Consider the following 16,285-nt stretch of genomic DNA (forward strand, 5'->3'; position numbering starts at 1 on the left):
AGGACGGACCCGGAGCCGCGCCCGGCACCCGAATGTCGCAATTGCTGGCCGTAAGGTCGACGCTGCGCAGGCAGCGGACCGGAAGACAATGAGGCCATGGCACGCGGCAAGTTTCGGATCTACCTCGGTGCGGCACCGGGCGTCGGCAAGACGTACGCGATGCTCTCCGAGGCGCATCGACGTGTCGAGCGGGGCACCGACTGCGTCGTGGCCTTCGTCGAGCACTACGACCGGCCCCGCACCGAGGTGATGCTGCACGGCCTGGAGCAGGTACCGAGCAGGCAGCTGGAGTACCGCGGCGGAGTCTTCCCCGAGATGGACCTCGACGCCGTCCTGCGGCGCGCCCCCGCGGTCGCCCTGGTGGACGAACTGGCCCACACGAACGTCCCCGGCTCCCGCAACGCCAAGCGCTGGCAGGACGTGGAGGAACTGCTTTCGGCCGGCGTCGACGTGATCTCGACCGTCAACATCCAGCACCTGGAATCCCTCGGCGACGTCGTCGAGTCGATCACCGGGGTGCGGCAGCGGGAGACCGTGCCGGACGAGGTGGTGCGGCGGGCCGATCAGATCGAGCTCGTCGACATGTCGCCCGAGGCGCTGCGGCGGCGGATGGCCCACGGCAACATCTACAAGCCGGACAAGGTCGACGCGGCCCTGTCGAACTACTTCCGGCCCGGCAACCTGACCGCCCTGCGGGAGCTGGCGCTGCTGTGGGTGGCCGACCGGGTCGACGCCTATCTCACCCAGTACCGCAGCGAGCACCGGGTGTCGAGGATCTGGGGCTCGCGCGAACGGATCGTCGTCGGCCTGACCGGAGGCCCGGAGGGCCGGACGCTGATCCGCCGCGCCGCCCGGCTGGCCGAGAAGGGCGCCGGCGGCGAGGTACTCGCCGTCTACATAGCCCGCAGCGACGGACTGACCTCGGCCTCGCCCAAGGAACTGGCGATGCAGCGGACCCTGGCCGAGGACCTCGGCGGCACCTTCCACCACGTCGTGGGCGACGACATACCGGCCGCCCTCCTCGCCTTCGCCCGCGGAGTGAACGCGACCCAGATCGTGCTGGGCTCCTCGCGCCGCAAGACCTGGCAGTACGTCTTCGGGCCCGGCGTCGGCGCGACGGTCGCCCGGGAGTCCGGCCCCGACCTCGACGTGCACATCGTCACCCACGACGAGGTCGCCAAGGGCCGCGGACTGCCGGTGGCCCGGGACGCCCGCCTCGGGCGCTCCCGGCGGGTGTGGGGCTGGATCGTCGGCGTCGGCGGACCGCCGGCCCTGGCGGCGCTGCTCAACACCGTCGACCTCGGCCTAGCCAACGACATGCTGCTGTTCCTGGCGCTGACGGTCGCGGCGGCCCTGCTCGGCGGGCTGCTCCCGGCGCTGGCCTCGGCGGCGGTGGGATCGCTGCTGCTGAACTACTTCTACACACCGCCGCTGCACCGGTGGACCATCGCCGACCCGAAGAACATCGTCGCCATCGTGATCTTCGTGGCCGTCGGTGTGGCGGTGGCGTCCGTGGTCGACCTCGCGGCTCGCCGCACCCACCAGGCGGCCAGGCTGCGGGCCGAGTCCGAGATCCTGTCCTTCCTCGCGGGCAACGTGCTGCGCGGCGAGACCGGCCTGGAGGACCTGCTGGAACGCGTCCGGGAGACCTTCGGCATGGAGTCGGCGGCCCTGCTGGAGCGGGCGAGCGATGTCGAGCCGTGGACCTGCGCGGGCCGCGTCGGGCAGGGGCATCCCGTGGAGCGGCCCGAGCAGGCGGACGTGGACATGCCGGTCGGGGACCATATGGCGCTCGCGATGACCGGCCGCGTGCTGCCCGCCGAGGACCGCCGGGTACTGGCCGCCTTCGCCGCCCAGGCCGCCGTCGTACTGGACCGCCGCCGGCTCCAGGAGGAGGCCGACCGGGCCCGCGCGCTCGCCGAGGGCAACCGCATCCGTACGGCGCTGCTGGCCGCCGTCAGCCACGATCTGCGCACCCCGCTCGCCGGAATCAAGGCGGCCGTGTCCTCCCTGCGCTCCGAGGACGTCGAGTGGTCCGACGAGGACCAGGCGGAACTGCTGGAGGGCATCGAGGAGGGTGCCGACCGCCTCGACCACCTCGTCGGCAACCTCCTCGACATGTCCCGCCTCCAGACCGGCACGGTCACCCCGCTGATCCGCGAGATCGACCTCGACGAGGTGGTGCCGATGGCGCTCGGCGGGGTGCCCGAGGGCAGCGCCGGCCTGGACGTGCCCGAGACCCTGCCGATGGTCGCCGTGGACCCGGGGCTGCTGGAGCGGGCGATGGCCAACCTGGTCGAGAACGCGGTCAAGTACAGCCCGCCCGGCTCGCCCGTGCTGGTCGCCGCCAGCGCGCTCGCCGACCGGGTGGAGGTGCGGGTGGTCGACCGGGGGCCGGGCGTCCCCGACGAGGCCAAGGACCGCATATTCGAACCCTTCCAGCGTTACGGCGACGCCCCGCGCGGCGCCGGCGTGGGCCTGGGGCTCGCGGTGGCGCGGGGCTTCGCCGAGGCCATGAGCGGCACCCTCGACGCCGAGGACACGCCCGGCGGCGGGCTCACCATGGTCCTCACCCTCCGCGCGGCGGGAACACGCCCGGAACCGCTCCACGCGGCAGAACCCGAAAGGCAGGCCTCATGACCCGCGTCCTGGTGGTCGACGACGAGCCCCAGATCGTGCGCGCTCTCGTGATCAACCTCAGGGCACGCAAGTACGAGGTCGACGCGGCCCATGACGGTGCCACCGCCCTCCAGCTCGCCGCCGCCCGCCACCCCGACGTGGTCGTCCTCGACCTCGGGCTGCCCGACCTGGACGGTGTCGAGGTGATCAGGGGGCTGCGCGGCTGGACGCGGGTGCCGATCCTGGTGCTCTCCGCCCGGCACTCGTCCGACGAGAAGGTCGAGGCGCTGGACGCGGGTGCAGACGACTACGTGACCAAGCCGTTCGGCATGGACGAGCTGCTGGCCCGGCTCCGGGCCGCGGTACGCCGGGCCGAGCCGGCCGGAGGAGGTGAGGACGACGTGATCGTGGAGACCGACGAGTTCACCGTCGACCTGGCCGCGAAGAAGGTCAACCGCGCCGGGAAGGACGTACGCCTGACGCCGACGGAGTGGCATCTGCTGGAGGTCCTGGTGCGCCACAGCGGCCGCCTGGTCGGGCAGAAGCAGCTGCTCCAGGAGGTGTGGGGGCCGTCGTACGGGACGGAGACGAACTATCTGCGCGTGTACATGGCACAACTGAGGCGGAAGCTGGAAGCGGACCCCTCGCATCCGAAGCACTTCATCACGGAGCCGGGGATGGGATACCGGTTCGAGAAGTGAGCGGTTCGGCACACGGCCGGGGGTCCGGGGGTTGGCCCCCGGGGGACGCAGGATCACGGAGCCGGGGATGGGCTACCGCTTCGAGAGGTAAGGCCCGTGCCACAGGGCTGCGTGGCTGTCAGCGGGCCCCGGTACGCTCTAGTCATGAGTGCTGTTCCTCGTTCGCAGAAGCCGGCGGGCCGGTTCCGGCGCATGCTCGACCGGCTCTCCTCGTCGCAGGAGGACCTGGAGTCCGAGGAGCTGCGGGAGGACACCGAGACGACCGGCTGTATCCGGATCGGAGACTGTCAGGACCGGCAGGTAGTGACGGTTACTGGTACCTTGCGCACGGTCACCCTGCGGCCGCGCGCGGGAGTCCCGGCCCTGGAGGCCGAGCTGTTCGACGGCTCCGCCGCGCTGGACGTGGTGTGGCTCGGCAGACGCTCCATCGTGGGCATAGAACCGGGGCGCAAGCTGATCGCATCCGGCCGGATCTCGATGAGCCGGGGCCGCCGGGTGCTGTTCAACCCCAAGTACGAACTGAGACCCCTCGGACGGGAGTAGCCGGTGACGTCGCTCGACAAGCCGACCGAAGAGACATCTGCGGACGACAACCGGGCGGTGACCGAGGCCGCCCTGTTCGAAGCGTTCGGCGGCGTCCGGGGCATGGTCGAGACGGTGCTGCCCGGCCTGCTCTTCGTCAGCATCTACACGATCAACAAGGATCTGCATCTGTCGGCGATCGCGGCGCTGGCCGTGTCGCTGGTGCTGGTCGTGGTCCGGCTGGTGATGAAGGACACCGTCAAGCACGCCTTCAGCGGTGTCTTCGGTGTCGCCTTCGGTGTCGTCTTCGCGATGATGACCGGCAACGCCAAGGACTTCTACCTGCCCGGCATGCTCTACACGCTGGGCCTCGGACTCGCGTACATCGTCACCACGCTGTGCGGTGTCCCGCTGATCGGGTTGATGCTCGGCCCGGTCTTCAAGGAGAACCTCTCCTGGCGCACGCGCAACCCCGGCCGTAAGAAGGCCTATGCCAAGGCCAGTTACGCGTGGGGTGCGATCCTGCTCGCCAAGTGCGCGATCCTCTTCCCGCTGTACTGGTGGGCCGACACCACGCAGCTGGGCTGGGTGCTGATCGCCCTGAAGATCCCGCCGTTCCTGCTCGCCGTGTGGCTGACCTGGGTGTTCCTGGCGAAGGCGCCCGCGCCGATCGATGTGTTCGCGGAGATGGAGGCGGAGGAGAAGGCCGCCGAGGAGAGGGAGCGGGAGGCTGCCGCCCGGTCGGCCGAGCAGTAACCTCCGGAGCAAGCAGGAAGGGGCGTCCCGAGCACTCGGGACGCCCCTTCCTGCTTGCTCAGTTCAGCTCGCCGCGCTGTCCTTGCGCACCGACAGCAGGTCCTCCAGCTGCTCCTCACGCGCCTGCGCGGCCACGAAGAGGAGTTCGTCGCCCGCCTCCAGGGAGTCCTCCCTGGAGGGGGTCAGCACCCGGGTACCGCGGATGATCGTGACCAGGGACGTGTCCTCGGGCCACTCCACGTCGCCGACCTGCGTGCCGGCCAGGGCCGACTCCTCCGGCAGGGTCAGCTCGACCAGGTTGGCGTCGCCGTGGCTGAAGCGGAGCAGGCGGACCAGGTCGCCCACGCTCACCGCCTCCTCGACCAGGGCGGACATCAGACGCGGCGTGGAGACGGCTACGTCCACGCCCCAGGACTCGTTGAAGAGCCACTCGTTCTTCGGGTTGTTCACCCGCGCGACCACCCGCGGAACGCCGTACTCCGTCTTGGCGAGGAGCGAGACGACCAGGTTCACCTTGTCGTCGCCGGTCGCGGCGATGACGACGTTGCAGCGCTGGAGCGCCGCCTCGTCCAGGGAGGTGATCTCGCAGGCGTCGGCGAGCAGCCACTCGGCCTGCGGGACGCGCTCGACCGAGATGGCCGTCGGCGCCTTGTCGATGAGCAGGACCTCGTGGCCGTTCTCCAGCAGCTCGCCCGCGATCGAGCGGCCGACCGCGCCGGCTCCGGCAATGGCGACCCTCATCAGTGACCGCCCTCCTCTTCGGGACCCTTGGCGAATGCCGCCTCGACTTTGTCGACCTCGTCGGCGCGCATCATCACGTGCACCAGGTCGCCCTCCTGCAGCACCGTCTGCGAGGTGGGCAGGACCGCCTCGCCGAGCCGGGTCAGAAACGCCACGCGCACGCCGGTCTCCTCCTGGAGCCGGCTGATCTTGTGGCCGACCCAGGCGGTGGAGGCGTGCACCTCGGCGAGCTGGACGCCGCCGGTCGGGTCGCGCCACAGCGGCTCGGCACCCGAGGGGAGCAGCCGGCGCAGCATCTGGTCGGCCGTCCAGCGGACCGTCGCGACGGTGGGGATGCCCAGACGCTGGTAGACCTCGGCGCGGCGGGGGTCGTAGATGCGTGCGGCGACGTTCTCGATGCCGAACATCTCGCGGGCCACGCGTGCGGCGATGATGTTGGAGTTGTCACCGCTGGAGACGGCGGCGAAGGCGCCGGCCTCCTCGATGCCGGCCTCCCGCAGGGTGTCCTGGTCGAAGCCGACCCCGGTGACCCGGCGGCCGCCGAAGGAGGACCCCAGGCGGCGGAAGGCGGTGGGGTCCTGGTCGACCACGGCGACCGTGTGGCCCTGTTGCTCCAGGTTCTGGGCCAGGGCGGAGCCCACCCGCCCGCAACCCATGATGACAATATGCATCGCGTCACACCGCGCTTCCTGCAGGCCCTCTGACCTTCATGAATGTTGTGATCATGTCTCTCTCTCGGCTCGCCGGGCATCACATCGCGGCCTGCGTGCGGACCGCCGGGCAACATCATGCCGGGGGAATCAGGCCATGATGCCCTGCGGGGGCGGTGCCGCGTTCGACTGCCCGACTCCAACGTATCGGCAAAGTCGAGGGGGTTGCCGAGGGCCCTGCCCCGGCTTCGGGCGGGCCTTCGGCCGAGGAGGAACTCGTGATGAGCACCGAGATCGACGTCCTGGTCCTGGGCGGCGCCGGAGTGGACACCATCGTGCACGTGCCCGAGCTGCCCGTGCCGCTCGCCGACAGCCACATGATCCGGCCCGGGATCGTGACGCGCGCGGGCCAGAGCGGAGACTTCGTCGCCCTCGGGACGAGCGCGCTGGGCCTGCGCACCCACCACCTCGACATGCTGGGCGACGACCCCGAGGGCGACCTCGTCCGGGCCCTGCACCGCGACCGCGGCATCGCGCTCACCGCCGTCCCCCAGCCGCTCGGCACCAAGCGCGCGGTCAACCTCGTCGGCCCCGACGGCAGGCGGCTCTCCCTCTACGACGCCACGCGCGCGGCGGACACGGACCGGCTGCCCGAGGCGACCGTCCGGGAGCTGGCCACCGTCAGCCGGCACGCCCACGTCGTCATCACCCAGCCGTGCGGCCACGCGCTGACCGCCCTGCGCGAGGCGGGCGTGACCGTCTCGACCGACCTGCACGACTGGGACGGGGCCAACCCGTACCACGAGGCCTTCGCGCACCAGGCCGACCTGGTCTTCCTGTCCAGCGCGGCCCTGGCCGACCCGGAGCGCACCATGCGGCGGATCACCGAGCGGGGCAGGGCCCGGGTGGTCGTCGCCACCGCCGGGGCCGACGGGGCCTACCTGCTGGCCGACGGCGAGCTGACCCACGTACCCGCCGCGACACCCCCGGCGCCGGTCGTCGACTCCAATGGCGCGGGCGACGCTTTCGCCGCCGCGTTCCTCTACGCCTGGCTGAACGCCGAGCCGCCCCGCCGCTGCGCCCTGTACGGCACGGTGGCGGGGGCGTACGCCTGCACGGTGCCGTCGACCCGGGCCGACAGCGTCGGGCGGGCGGAACTGTGTGCCCGGGTCGCCGGCCTGGTCAGCGGCGGCTGATGCTGCGCACGCTCGCGAGAGTCAGGATTCCGAGGGCGATGACGGTGGCCGCGGCGCCGATCAGTTCTGCGGGCGTGTGCATGGGACCTCCGGGGTCGACAACGGCCGGGAAGCGGACGGAGCTTAGTCATATAGGCATGGGAACCGGGTGGCCTGCGGAATCCGCAGCCGCAGCGGCCTTCGAATTCACTCGGAGGGCAGATGGGAGGCCGATGAGGGGTGGCGGGTGGGCGAGCGCGCAATCGAACGCTTACGATCCTCTGTTGTGTCCAAACTGACCGACGTGCCCAAGCGGATCCTGATCGGGCGCGCACTGCGCAGTGACCGGCTGGGGGAGACTCTCCTGCCGAAGCGCATCGCACTACCCGTCTTCGCATCCGACCCGCTGTCCTCTGTGGCGTATGCGCCAGGGGAGGTGCTGCTGGTCCTGTCCATCGCGGGCGTGACGGCGTACCACTTCAGTCCGTGGATCGCCGTCGCGGTCGTCGTACTGATGTTCACCGTGGTGGCCTCGTACCGGCAGAACGTGCACGCCTACCCCAGCGGCGGCGGCGACTACGAGGTGGCGAACACCAACCTCGGCCCCAAGGCGGGCCTCACGGTCGCCAGCGCGCTGCTCGTCGACTACGTCCTCACCGTCGCGGTGTCGATCTCCTCGGGCATCGAGAACCTGGGCTCGGCGATCCCGTTCGTGGTCGAGCACAAGGTGCTCTGCGCGATAGGCGTGATCGTCCTGCTGACGCTGATGAACCTGCGCGGGGTGAAGGAGTCCGGCTCGCTCTTCGCGATCCCTACGTACATCTTCGTCGCGGGCGTCTTCACCATGATCGCCTGGGGCGCGTTCCGCGGACTGGTCCTGGACGACACCATGCGGGCCCCGACGGCGGACTACGTCATCAAACCCGAGCACCAGGGCCTCGCGGGCTTCGCCCTCGTCTTCCTCCTTCTGCGCGCCTTCTCCTCCGGCTGTGCCGCCCTCACCGGCGTCGAGGCGATCTCCAACGGCGTCCCGGCCTTCCGCAAGCCCAAGTCCAAGAACGCCGCGACCACCCTCGCGGCGATGGGCCTGCTGGCCGTCACCATGTTCTGCGGCATCATCGCGCTGGCCGCCGCGACCGACGTCCGCATGGCCGAGAACCCGGCCAAGGACCTCGTCCACAACGGTGTCCCGCTCGGCGCGGACTACGTCCAGAACCCGGTGATCTCCCAGGTCGCCGAGGCCGTCTTCGGCAAGGGCAGCTTCCTCTTCATCATCCTGGCCGCGGCCACCGCACTGGTGCTCTTCCTCGCAGCGAACACCGCCTACAACGGCTTCCCGCTGCTCGGCTCGATCCTCGCCCAGGACCGCTACCTGCCGCGCCAGTTGCACACCCGCGGCGACCGCCTGGCCTTCTCCAACGGCATCGTGCTCCTCGCGGGCGCCGCCGGACTCCTGGTGGGGATCTACGGCGCCGACTCCACGCGCCTGATCCAGCTGTACATCGTCGGCGTGTTCGTGTCCTTCACGCTCAGCCAGACCGGCATGGTCCGGCACTGGAACCGCCACCTGGCCACCGAGCAGGACCAGGCCAAGCGCCGCCACATGATCCGCTCGCGCGCGATCAACGCCTTCGGCGCGTTCTTCACCGGCCTGGTGCTCGTCGTCGTCCTCGTCACCAAGTTCACGCACGGCGCGTGGGTCGCCCTGCTCGGCATGGTGATCTTCTACGCGACGATGACGGCCATCCGTAAGCACTACGACCGGGTCGCCGAGGAGATCGCCGCACCCGAGGGCCCGAGCGACGACAGTGTGCGGCCCTCCCGCATCCACTCCGTCGTCCTGATCTCCAAGATCCACCGCCCGGCGCTGCGCGCCCTGGCCTACGCCAAGCTGATGCGCTCGGACAGCCTGGAGGCGCTGAGCGTCAACGTCGACCCGGCGGAGACCAAGGCGCTGCGTGACGAGTGGGAGCGGCGCGGCATCGACGTACCGCTGAAGGTCCTGGACTCGCCCTATCGCGAGATCACGCGGCCGATCATCGAGTACGTCAAGGGACTGCGCAAGGAGTCGCCGCGTGACGCGGTGTCCGTGATCATCCCCGAGTACGTCGTCGGCCACTGGTACGAGCACCTGCTGCACAACCAGAGCGCCCTGCGGCTCAAGGGCCGGCTGCTGTTCACGCCGGGCATCATGGTGACCTCGGTGCCGTACCAGCTCCAGTCCTCCGAGGCGGCCAAGCGGCGGGCCCGCAGGCAGCAGGACTGGAACGCGCCGGGGGCGGTGCGGCGGGGGCCGGCGCAGGTGCGGTCGAAGGAGTCCTCGGAGCGCAAGTCCTGAGGCGGGCCCTGAGGCGACGGCTCGTGTGAAACGGCTGGACGGCAGCCACGTAGACTGGTGGGCTGTTGTCCGGCCGTTTTCGTTCGGCCCTTCCCCTCACGTGTTTTGGAGTCACCCCGCCATGCAGGCAGAACCGAGGAAGTCGCTGGTGGGGGAGGAGTACGAGGTCGAGGTCGGCCCCGTCGCCCACGGCGGTCACTGCATCGCCCGTACGTCCGAGGGCCAGGTGCTGTTCGTACGGCACGCGCTGCCCGGTGAGCGGGTCGTGGCGCGGGTCACGGACGGCGAGGAGGGCGCCCGGTTCCTGCGCGCCGACGCGGTCGACATCCTGGACGCCTCCAAGGACCGCATCGACGTCCCCTGCCCGTTCGCCGGTCCCGGTCGCTGCGGCGGCTGCGACTGGCAGCACGCCAAGCCGGGCGCGCAGCGGCGCCTGAAGGCCGACGTCATCGCCGAACAGCTCCAGCGGCTCGCCGGGCTCACACCGGAGGAGGCCGGCTGGGACGGCACGGTGCTGCCCGCCGAGGGCGACAAACTGCCCGCCGGCCAGGTCCCCGCGTGGCGCACCCGAGTCCAGTACGCCGTCACGGCCGACGGCCGGGCCGGTCTGCGCCGGCACCGCTCCCACGAGGTCGAGCCGATCGACCACTGCATGATCGCCGCCGAGGGGGTCAGCGAGCTGGGCATCGAGAAGCGCGACTGGACCGGCATGGACTCCGTCGAGGCGATCGCGGCGACGGGTTCGCAGGACCGCCAGGTGGTCCTGACGCCGAAGCCGGGCGCGCGCCTGCCACTGGTCGAACTGGACCGTCCCGTGTCCGTCCTGCGGGTGGACGAACGCGACGGCGGCGTCCACCGCGTCCACGGCCGCCCCTTCGTCCGCGAACGCGCGGACGGCCGGACCCACCGGGTCGGCAACGGCGGCTTCTGGCAGGTCCACCCGAAGTCGGCCGACACCCTGGTGACGGCGGTCATGCAGGGCCTGCTGCCGCGCAAGGGCGACATGGCCCTCGACCTCTACTGCGGCGTCGGCCTCTTCGCGGGGGCCCTCGCCGACCGGGTCGGTGAAGGCGGGGCGGTCCTCGGAATCGAGTCCGGCAAGCGCGCGGTGGAGGACGCCCGGCACAATCTCGCCGAGTTCGACCGTGTGCGTATCGAGCAGGGCAAGGTCGAGAGCGTGCTGCCGCGCACGGGCATCACGGACGTCGACCTGATCGTGCTTGATCCGCCGCGGGCGGGGGCGGGACGGAAGACGGTGGAGCATATGGCGTCGCTGGGGGCGCGGCGGATCGCGTATGTGGCTTGTGATCCGGCGGCGTTGGCGCGGGACCTGGGGTATTTCCGGGATGGGGGATATCGGGTGCGGACGCTTCGGGCGTTCGATCTCTTTCCGATGACGCATCATGTGGAGTGCGTGGCGATCCTTGAACCGGCCGCGAAGGGCGCCTGACCTGCTGCTTATCCCGGTGAGTCGGTCGATGGCAGTCGAGTCGAGGCCACGAGCGTCCCGGCGTCCTCGCGCCAGCCGGCTCCGTGCGCCGGGGCGTGGCAGTCGGTGTACACCATTCGTTCGACGCCGGATGCTGGTGCGGGCGAGGCTGGTGGGCGTGCGGGACACGGCTGGCTGCCTGGTGGGGAGACCGGCTGTCGTCGGGCGAAGCCGGCCTCGTACAGGTGCCGGGTGACCTCCTCCAGGCGGAGCGGTGGTGATGCCTGGGGACTGTCCCGGGACGAGCCGCGGAGGTCCGCCCCGGCCGCCCCGGGTGACGGTGAGCGCTTGACGAAGGTTCGTCCGGCACCGCGAACTCCGATCCCGCGGCGGCTGTCACGCTGATGACCCGCCGCCGGCCCGCAGGCACGCCAGCTGGGCCGAACCGCCGGGGCAGTCCATTCCCGCGATCGGCGGCGCCATCCTCCCGGGGGGCTTCTCCGTCCTTGAACCGGCCGGTGGCCGCGCGCAGTGCCGCGCACCTCGCTCGCCCAACGGTCACGCCAGCAGCCGGCCAGGTGTGAGGCACGGAGCGCCGGGTGATCGACGCGATCAAGGTCCGCGATCAGGACCTTCGCCCTTGCGCTGGTCATTGCCGGCGACGGCACCGGCTTGCCCGCCGCCGTCCACCAGGCCTCCTGCGCCGGGCTCGCCCCGACGACCAAGTCCTCGGGGGACCCCGAGCCACGGCGAACACGTCGATCTCCCCGACCACCTCCCGGACCCGGTCGTCGTCGAGGGCGTTCAGCTCGGCGAATTTCTCGACCAGGAACAGCTTGGCGGGCGGGGAGGAGATCGAGACCACGGTCCGGGCGGCCACCCCGGCGTGCCACGCGGTCAGGGCCCACAAGCCGCCCATGGAGTGGCAGACCACCGCGTGCAGGCCGGTGAGCCTACAGGCGCGCAGCAGGGCGCGGATCTCGGTGGGATCGCCCGTGGTGCCCAGTGCCTCCCCGTGCGGTGGCACGTCGAGCAGCACCACCCGGTAGCCCTGCGCGAGGAGTTCCTCGGCGAGGGCCACCATGCTGCCCAGATTGGTGTTCGGGCCGTGGACGAGCAGGACGGTCGGGCCGCTTCCGCTCTGGAAGTACTCGTAGAAGCGGCCGTTCACCTTGACGGTGTGCGAGCGGCATCGCCCCCTTCGGCCGTCGTGGTGGCCGCCGGGCCGGTGGCCGTCCCGGGCGCCGCGTCCAGTCCCGCCTCCAGCAGCTTCGTCGGCAGGAAGTCGCCCAGCGAGGTGAGGTTGGGGTGATCGAAGGCGATCTTCGCGGGCAGGGCGAGTCCGGTCAGGTCCGCGAGCTGGTTGCGCATCAGCACCGCGGTCAGCGAGTCGATGCCGATGTCCTGGAGCGGCACGTCGACGTCCACGGCTGTCGGGCCCGGCCCCCCGCGGCATCGCGTCCTTCCACCATGTCTATGTCGCCGCGATGGCCGTCAACCTCCTGTGTGCGGCCGTCGTGTGCACGATGCTCACCATGCTGCGACCGAAACCGGCGCCGGCGGCCGCGGACGCGGCGCAGGCGCCAGAGGGCCGGGTCACGCCCACCCAGTGACCCCGGCTCCAGGGGAACCCGGCCCGCCGGGCTCGCGGACGGTCCCCGGCCGCGCCGCGCCGACCGGCCCTCAGGCGGACGGCACGCGGATCAGCAGGGCGTCGCCCTGACCGCCGCCGCCGCACAGGGCCGCCGCGCCGAGACCGCCGCCACGGCGGCGCAGCTCATAGGCCAGGTGGACGATGAGCCGGGCACCGGAGGCGCCGATCGGGTGGCCGAGCGCGATGGCTCCGCCGTCGACGTTCACGATGTCCGGGCTGATGCCCAGCTGCTCGGTCGAGACGATGCCGACGGCGGAGAACGCCTCGTTGATCTCCACCAGATCCAGGTCGGACGGCTCCAGCTTGGCCTTGACCAACGCCGCACTGATCGCGTTCGACGGCTGCTCGTGCAGGCTTCCGTCCGGTCCGGCCACCACGCCGTGGGCGCCGATCTCGGCGATCCAAGGCAGGCCCAGCTCCTCGGCCTTGGCCTTGCTCGCCACCACCACGGCCGCGGCGCCGTCGGAGATCTGAGACGCCGTGCCCGCCGTGATGGTGCCGTCGGCGCTGTAGACGGGACGCAGCTTCGCCAGGGCCTCCGCCGTGGTGTCGGGACGCACACCCTCATCGGTGTCACACACCACCGGGTCGCCCTTGCGCTGTGGGACCGTCACCGGCGCCATCTCCTCGGCGAACCGCCCGGCGGCCGCCGCCGCGGCCGCCCGCTGGTGCGAGGCCGCGGCGAAGGCGTCCTGCTTCTCCCGGGTCAGCCCGGCGTAGCGGCTGTTGTACTTCTCGGTCGAGACGCCCATGCCCAGCTGGTCGAAGGGGCAGAACAAGCCGTCGTGGACCATGTGGTCGATCAGCTGTACATCGCCGGCCTTGAAGCCCGCACGCGACTTGGGAAGCACGTGCGGAGCCTGTGACATGGACTCCTGGCCGCCCGCCACGACCAGGTCGAACTCACCGGCCCTGATCAGCTGGTCGGCCAGCGCGATCGAGTCGATCCCGGAGAGGCACACTTTGCTGACGGTCAGCGCCGGGACGCTCATCGGGATGCCGGCGGCCACCGCGGCCTGGCGGGCCGGGATCTGGCCGGCGCCCGCGGTGAGCACCTGCCCCATGATCGTGTACTGCACTTGCTCGGGCGCCACCCCCGCCTTCTCCAGAGCCGCCTTGATCGCGATGCCCCCGAGCCGGGCACCGGAGAAGTCCTTCAGAGCCCCGAGCAGGCGACCGGTAGGAGTACGGGCCCCAGCCAGGATGACGGATCCGGACACGACGTCCTCCGTGGTAGAAGTTGTGAACCACAACACGACTACGTTACCCACGAGTTGGGTCAAGGAAATGCGGCCTTCGACGGTGTGAGCCACGGCACAGCCGAGCGGAGTCGTCCCGGCACCGCCCCGGCGAGGAAGGGCCCGCCGCCTGGTGAGTAGATGGCCTCTGAGCTGCATGCTTTCAGGTAGTGCCAGAGGTCCAACCGCTCCCGATGACGCATCATGTGGAGTGCGTTGCCATCCTTGAACCGGTGGACTACACCCCCTTCGCCCACCTCACCACCCCCAATGCCCCCTCTACCGCCAGGTGATGCGCGACGAGAAGCGGTGGGACGCGGAATTCCTCTACGAGGAGTGGGAGCAGGTGATCCTCGGCCAGTCCCTCGGCACCCGCAAGGCGTACGTCGACGCGCGGCGAGCCGGACGGGGGAACTCACCAAGGAGGGCGTCAAGGGAGACGGCGACATCCACGTCGGCACCATGCACCGCTTCAAGGGCCTCGAATACCAGAGTCTCGCCATCGGCGGTGTCCGCGACGGCGTCATCCCCCGCGCGTCCGTCGTCCATCGCTACCGCGATACGGACCCCCGGCGCCTCGCCCGCGAGGAACTGAAGGCCCGGTCACTGCTGTTCGTCGCGGCCACCCGCGCCCGCGACACCCTGCGGATCAGCTGGTACGGGAAGCCGAGCCCGTACCTGCCCAAGTAGAGGTGTGCGTGAGTCCTGCCGTCCCCAGAAAGGCGGCAGGGCTCACGCTTCGCGTACGACCGTCAGGCCTCCCCGATGAACCCCGCCCACGCCTCACCTGACACACGGATGACGGGTCCGGCCACGGCCTTGGAGTCACGGATGTGTACGACTCCCGTGTCGGCCGCGACCTCGACGCACTGACCGCCTTCGGTTCCGCTGTAGCTGCTCTTGAACCAAGCGAGGTCGGACGCGACGGTTGAGGACTCAGCGTTGCTCATAGCGATCCCAACAACCCTTCGATCAACTTCAGCGACTCTCGCGGAGTGAGAGCCTGCGATCGGATAATCCATAACGGGCGGCGGCGAGGACTGTCTGCTCCGAGTCGGTCTCAAGGGTGCTGGTCGCATGCGCCTCGGAGTACACGAACTTCTTGCCGTCTTTATGCGTGAGGACCGTGAACGGTCCATTCACACCCGCGTTGTCCTCGCAATCGACCGGCATGACTTGAATCTCCACGTTCCGCTTGTCGCCGATCAGTAGAAGGTGCTCCGACTGTCCCCGTAGGACGTACTTGCCGCCGTAGCGGTGTCGCAACACCGCCTCGTCCATAACGAAGCTCAGCAGTGGTGCGGGCCGACGGTCGAAGATGTCCTGCCAGTCGGGCGGTCACCCGCTGCTCGATCGTTTCCTGGTCAAGGGGAGGACAGCGCATGGCGAGCAGGGCCCTCATGTACTCCTCGGTCTGCAAGAGGCCGTTGACGACATGGGTGTCGTACATGAGCAGCTCCAGAGCCCCCTTCTCCAGCGTCGCCATCCCCTGGAAGAACACCGGATACTGAGCCCGCTCCACCTGCTCCTTCCACACCGTCAGCAACCCGCCCGCGTCCAGAACCTCGTCCGCCCGCTCGATGGTCCTGGGCGAGGGGATCCGCCGCCCCTGCTCGTACGACGCGACGGTGGACGCCGAGTATCCGATCCGCCGTCCGAAATCCTCTCGCTCCAGCCCCGCCCGCACCCGCAGTGTCTTCATCGTCTGCCCGAACGCGATGACCACAGCCTGGCCGGACGTGTCCGCCGTCGCCTGTCCCGCGTCGTCCGCCAGCACGGTCTCGGCCCTCTCGTCCGTACCCTCGGTCATCGCTACCGCCTCCCCGGCCCAACGCCGTCCCGGCGGCCTCGTCACGCCGCGCACCTCGTACCCGTACCGCCACCACGCGTACAACGGCCCGCGTCGTAGCGTCACCACTGGTCACGCTACGCGACCGGGGGCACGGTTGTCGGCGTGACGAGCCAACTCCCCAGCCCTGTCAGCGCCTCGCAACCCGTGCGCCCCAGCAATGACTTGAGCCGCACCTTCGAGATGCGTTTCACCTCCACCCCACGGGGCGCCCGCCTTGCCCGCCGACTGGCCGCACACAGGTTGGACACGTGGGGCCTTCCGTACGGCACCGGCCCGCACGAAGAGATCGTGCTCGTTGTCGGCGAGCTGACCGCCAACGCCGTACAGCACAGCCACGTCCCCAGCCGGGACTTCCACCTGCTCCTGCACGCGATCGCACCCGCCCGCACGGTCAGGATCGAGGTCACCGACACCCGTACCGAACGCACGCCGCCCGAACCGGAAGGGCTGCCCGCCCCCGGCTCCGAGGACACCTGCGGCCGAGGGCTGCTTCTCGTCGCGGCGCCCGCCACCCGCTGGGGCCGGCACCTCCGGCCCGGAGGTCCGGGCAAGACGGTCTGGGCGGAGTGCGTGTTCACAACTCCCACGTGAGCTCGTGAACGCGGTGGAA

14 protein-coding genes and 4 pseudogenes are annotated in these 16,285 nt (G+C 70.5%); 11 read left to right on the top strand and 7 right to left on the bottom strand.

Annotation, left to right across the window (positions count from 1 at the left end; all coding sequences use genetic code 11):
- Positions 1 to 96 precede the first annotated feature (96 nt).
- The 4 genes from ACQEV8_RS32950 to ACQEV8_RS32965 all read left to right on the top strand — a co-directional run bounded on the left by ACQEV8_RS32950 (position 97) and on the right by ACQEV8_RS32965 (position 4,598).
- Positions 97 to 2,640 carry an ATP-binding protein gene (locus tag ACQEV8_RS32950; RefSeq protein WP_432967455.1) on the top strand — a complete coding sequence of 848 codons (2,544 nt, stop codon included), beginning with the start codon at positions 97 to 99 and terminating at the stop codon, positions 2,638 to 2,640.
- Positions 2,637 to 3,320 (top strand): response regulator, encoded by a 684-nt coding sequence (locus ACQEV8_RS32955; RefSeq protein WP_432967458.1) that lies wholly within the window; start codon positions 2,637 to 2,639, stop codon positions 3,318 to 3,320. Before ACQEV8_RS32950 ends, ACQEV8_RS32955 begins: the two co-directional genes overlap by 4 nt.
- Before the next feature lie 144 nt (positions 3,321 to 3,464).
- A complete protein-coding gene (locus tag ACQEV8_RS32960) occupies positions 3,465 to 3,863 on the top strand; it encodes an OB-fold nucleic acid binding domain-containing protein (RefSeq protein WP_432967461.1) in 399 nt (132 codons plus the stop codon).
- Positions 3,864 to 3,866: 3 nt separating this feature from the next.
- On the top strand, positions 3,867 to 4,598 hold the full coding sequence (locus ACQEV8_RS32965) for a DUF3159 domain-containing protein (RefSeq protein WP_432967464.1): 732 nt from the start codon (positions 3,867 to 3,869) through the stop codon (positions 4,596 to 4,598).
- A 63-nt stretch (positions 4,599 to 4,661) separates the two neighbouring features.
- On the opposite strand, the gene ACQEV8_RS32970 is transcribed toward ACQEV8_RS32965, so the two are convergent.
- Positions 4,662 to 5,339, bottom strand: a complete 678-nt coding sequence (locus ACQEV8_RS32970; RefSeq protein WP_432967467.1) for a potassium channel family protein — start codon at positions 5,337 to 5,339, stop codon at positions 4,662 to 4,664.
- Positions 5,339 to 6,010, bottom strand: a complete 672-nt coding sequence (locus tag ACQEV8_RS32975; protein WP_432967470.1) for a potassium channel family protein — start codon at positions 6,008 to 6,010, stop codon at positions 5,339 to 5,341. The genes ACQEV8_RS32970 and ACQEV8_RS32975 overlap by 1 nt, the downstream gene beginning before the upstream one ends.
- Positions 6,011 to 6,270: 260 nt before the next feature.
- On the opposite strand from ACQEV8_RS32975, the gene ACQEV8_RS32980 reads away from it, so the two are divergent.
- The 4 genes and pseudogenes from ACQEV8_RS32980 to ACQEV8_RS32995 all read left to right on the top strand — a co-directional run.
- Positions 6,271 to 7,185, top strand: a complete 915-nt coding sequence (locus ACQEV8_RS32980) for an adenosine kinase (protein WP_432967473.1) — start codon at positions 6,271 to 6,273, stop codon at positions 7,183 to 7,185.
- A gap of 265 nt (positions 7,186 to 7,450) precedes the next feature.
- The gene (locus ACQEV8_RS32985; RefSeq protein ID WP_432967476.1) at positions 7,451 to 9,502 is read left to right on the top strand and encodes an APC family permease; all 2,052 of its coding nucleotides are present in this window, start codon (positions 7,451 to 7,453) and stop codon (positions 9,500 to 9,502) included.
- Positions 9,503 to 9,623: 121 nt separating this feature from the next.
- Positions 9,624 to 10,952 carry a class I SAM-dependent RNA methyltransferase gene (locus ACQEV8_RS32990; RefSeq protein ID WP_432967479.1) on the top strand — a complete coding sequence of 443 codons (1,329 nt, stop codon included), beginning with the start codon at positions 9,624 to 9,626 and terminating at the stop codon, positions 10,950 to 10,952.
- A 603-nt stretch (positions 10,953 to 11,555) separates the two neighbouring features.
- Positions 11,556 to 11,688: pseudogene (locus tag ACQEV8_RS32995) on the top strand (IS110 family transposase); the annotation flags it as partial.
- A gap of 18 nt (positions 11,689 to 11,706) precedes the next feature.
- Here ACQEV8_RS32995 and ACQEV8_RS33000 read toward each other — a convergent pair.
- Positions 11,707 to 12,102: pseudogene (locus ACQEV8_RS33000) on the bottom strand (esterase/lipase family protein); the annotation flags it as partial.
- Positions 12,099 to 12,359 carry an acyl carrier protein gene (locus ACQEV8_RS33005; protein ID WP_432967482.1) on the bottom strand — a complete coding sequence of 87 codons (261 nt, stop codon included), beginning with the start codon at positions 12,357 to 12,359 and terminating at the stop codon, positions 12,099 to 12,101. The gene ACQEV8_RS33005 and the pseudogene ACQEV8_RS33000, both read right to left, overlap by 4 nt.
- Positions 12,360 to 12,418: 59 nt before the next feature.
- Here ACQEV8_RS33005 and ACQEV8_RS33010 point away from each other — a divergent pair, with 59 nt between their 5' ends.
- Positions 12,419 to 12,544, top strand: a complete 126-nt coding sequence (locus ACQEV8_RS33010; RefSeq protein ID WP_432967485.1) for a hypothetical protein — start codon at positions 12,419 to 12,421, stop codon at positions 12,542 to 12,544.
- Positions 12,545 to 12,614: 70 nt separating this feature from the next.
- On the opposite strand, the gene ACQEV8_RS33015 is transcribed toward ACQEV8_RS33010, so the two are convergent.
- Positions 12,615 to 13,805, bottom strand: coding sequence for an acetyl-CoA C-acetyltransferase (locus tag ACQEV8_RS33015; RefSeq protein WP_432967488.1), 1,191 nt, complete (start codon positions 13,803 to 13,805; stop codon positions 12,615 to 12,617).
- Between the two features lie 426 nt (positions 13,806 to 14,231).
- On the opposite strand from ACQEV8_RS33015, the pseudogene ACQEV8_RS33020 reads away from it, so the two are divergent.
- Positions 14,232 to 14,513 (top strand): annotated as a pseudogene (locus tag ACQEV8_RS33020) (3'-5' exonuclease); the annotation flags it as partial.
- 62 nt (positions 14,514 to 14,575) lie between these two features.
- Here ACQEV8_RS33020 and ACQEV8_RS33025 read toward each other — a convergent pair.
- Positions 14,576 to 14,773 (bottom strand): DUF397 domain-containing protein, encoded by a 198-nt coding sequence (locus ACQEV8_RS33025; RefSeq protein ID WP_432967491.1) that lies wholly within the window; start codon positions 14,771 to 14,773, stop codon positions 14,576 to 14,578.
- A pseudogene (locus ACQEV8_RS33030) lies at positions 14,770 to 15,633 on the bottom strand (helix-turn-helix domain-containing protein). Before ACQEV8_RS33030 ends, ACQEV8_RS33025 begins: the two are co-directional and overlap by 4 nt.
- Before the next feature lie 144 nt (positions 15,634 to 15,777).
- Between ACQEV8_RS33030 and ACQEV8_RS33035 the strand changes: the two are divergent.
- Complete coding sequence (locus ACQEV8_RS33035) at positions 15,778 to 16,266, top strand: ATP-binding protein (protein ID WP_432967494.1); 489 nt, start codon at positions 15,778 to 15,780, stop codon at positions 16,264 to 16,266.
- Positions 16,267 to 16,285 lie beyond the last annotated feature (19 nt).

The sequence above is a fragment of the Streptomyces sp. CA-179760 genome (assembly GCF_050937045.1).
GTDB lineage: Bacteria > Actinomycetota > Actinomycetes > Streptomycetales > Streptomycetaceae > Streptomyces.

Coding starts and splice junctions, on each gene's coding strand:
- ACQEV8_RS33025 (WP_432967491.1), bottom strand. CDS start 14,773: ATGAGCAACGCTGAGTCCTCAACCGTCGCGTCCGACCTCGCTTGGTTC.
- ACQEV8_RS32950 (WP_432967455.1), top strand. CDS start 97: ATGGCACGCGGCAAGTTTCGGATCTACCTCGGTGCGGCACCGGGCGTC.
- ACQEV8_RS32955 (WP_432967458.1), top strand. CDS start 2,637: ATGACCCGCGTCCTGGTGGTCGACGACGAGCCCCAGATCGTGCGCGCT.
- ACQEV8_RS32990 (WP_432967479.1), top strand. CDS start 9,624: ATGCAGGCAGAACCGAGGAAGTCGCTGGTGGGGGAGGAGTACGAGGTC.
- ACQEV8_RS32975 (WP_432967470.1), bottom strand. CDS start 6,010: ATGCATATTGTCATCATGGGTTGCGGGCGGGTGGGCTCCGCCCTGGCC.
- ACQEV8_RS32980 (WP_432967473.1), top strand. CDS start 6,271: ATGAGCACCGAGATCGACGTCCTGGTCCTGGGCGGCGCCGGAGTGGAC.
- ACQEV8_RS32970 (WP_432967467.1), bottom strand. CDS start 5,339: ATGAGGGTCGCCATTGCCGGAGCCGGCGCGGTCGGCCGCTCGATCGCG.
- ACQEV8_RS32960 (WP_432967461.1), top strand. CDS start 3,465: ATGAGTGCTGTTCCTCGTTCGCAGAAGCCGGCGGGCCGGTTCCGGCGC.
- ACQEV8_RS33010 (WP_432967485.1), top strand. CDS start 12,419: ATGGCCGTCAACCTCCTGTGTGCGGCCGTCGTGTGCACGATGCTCACC.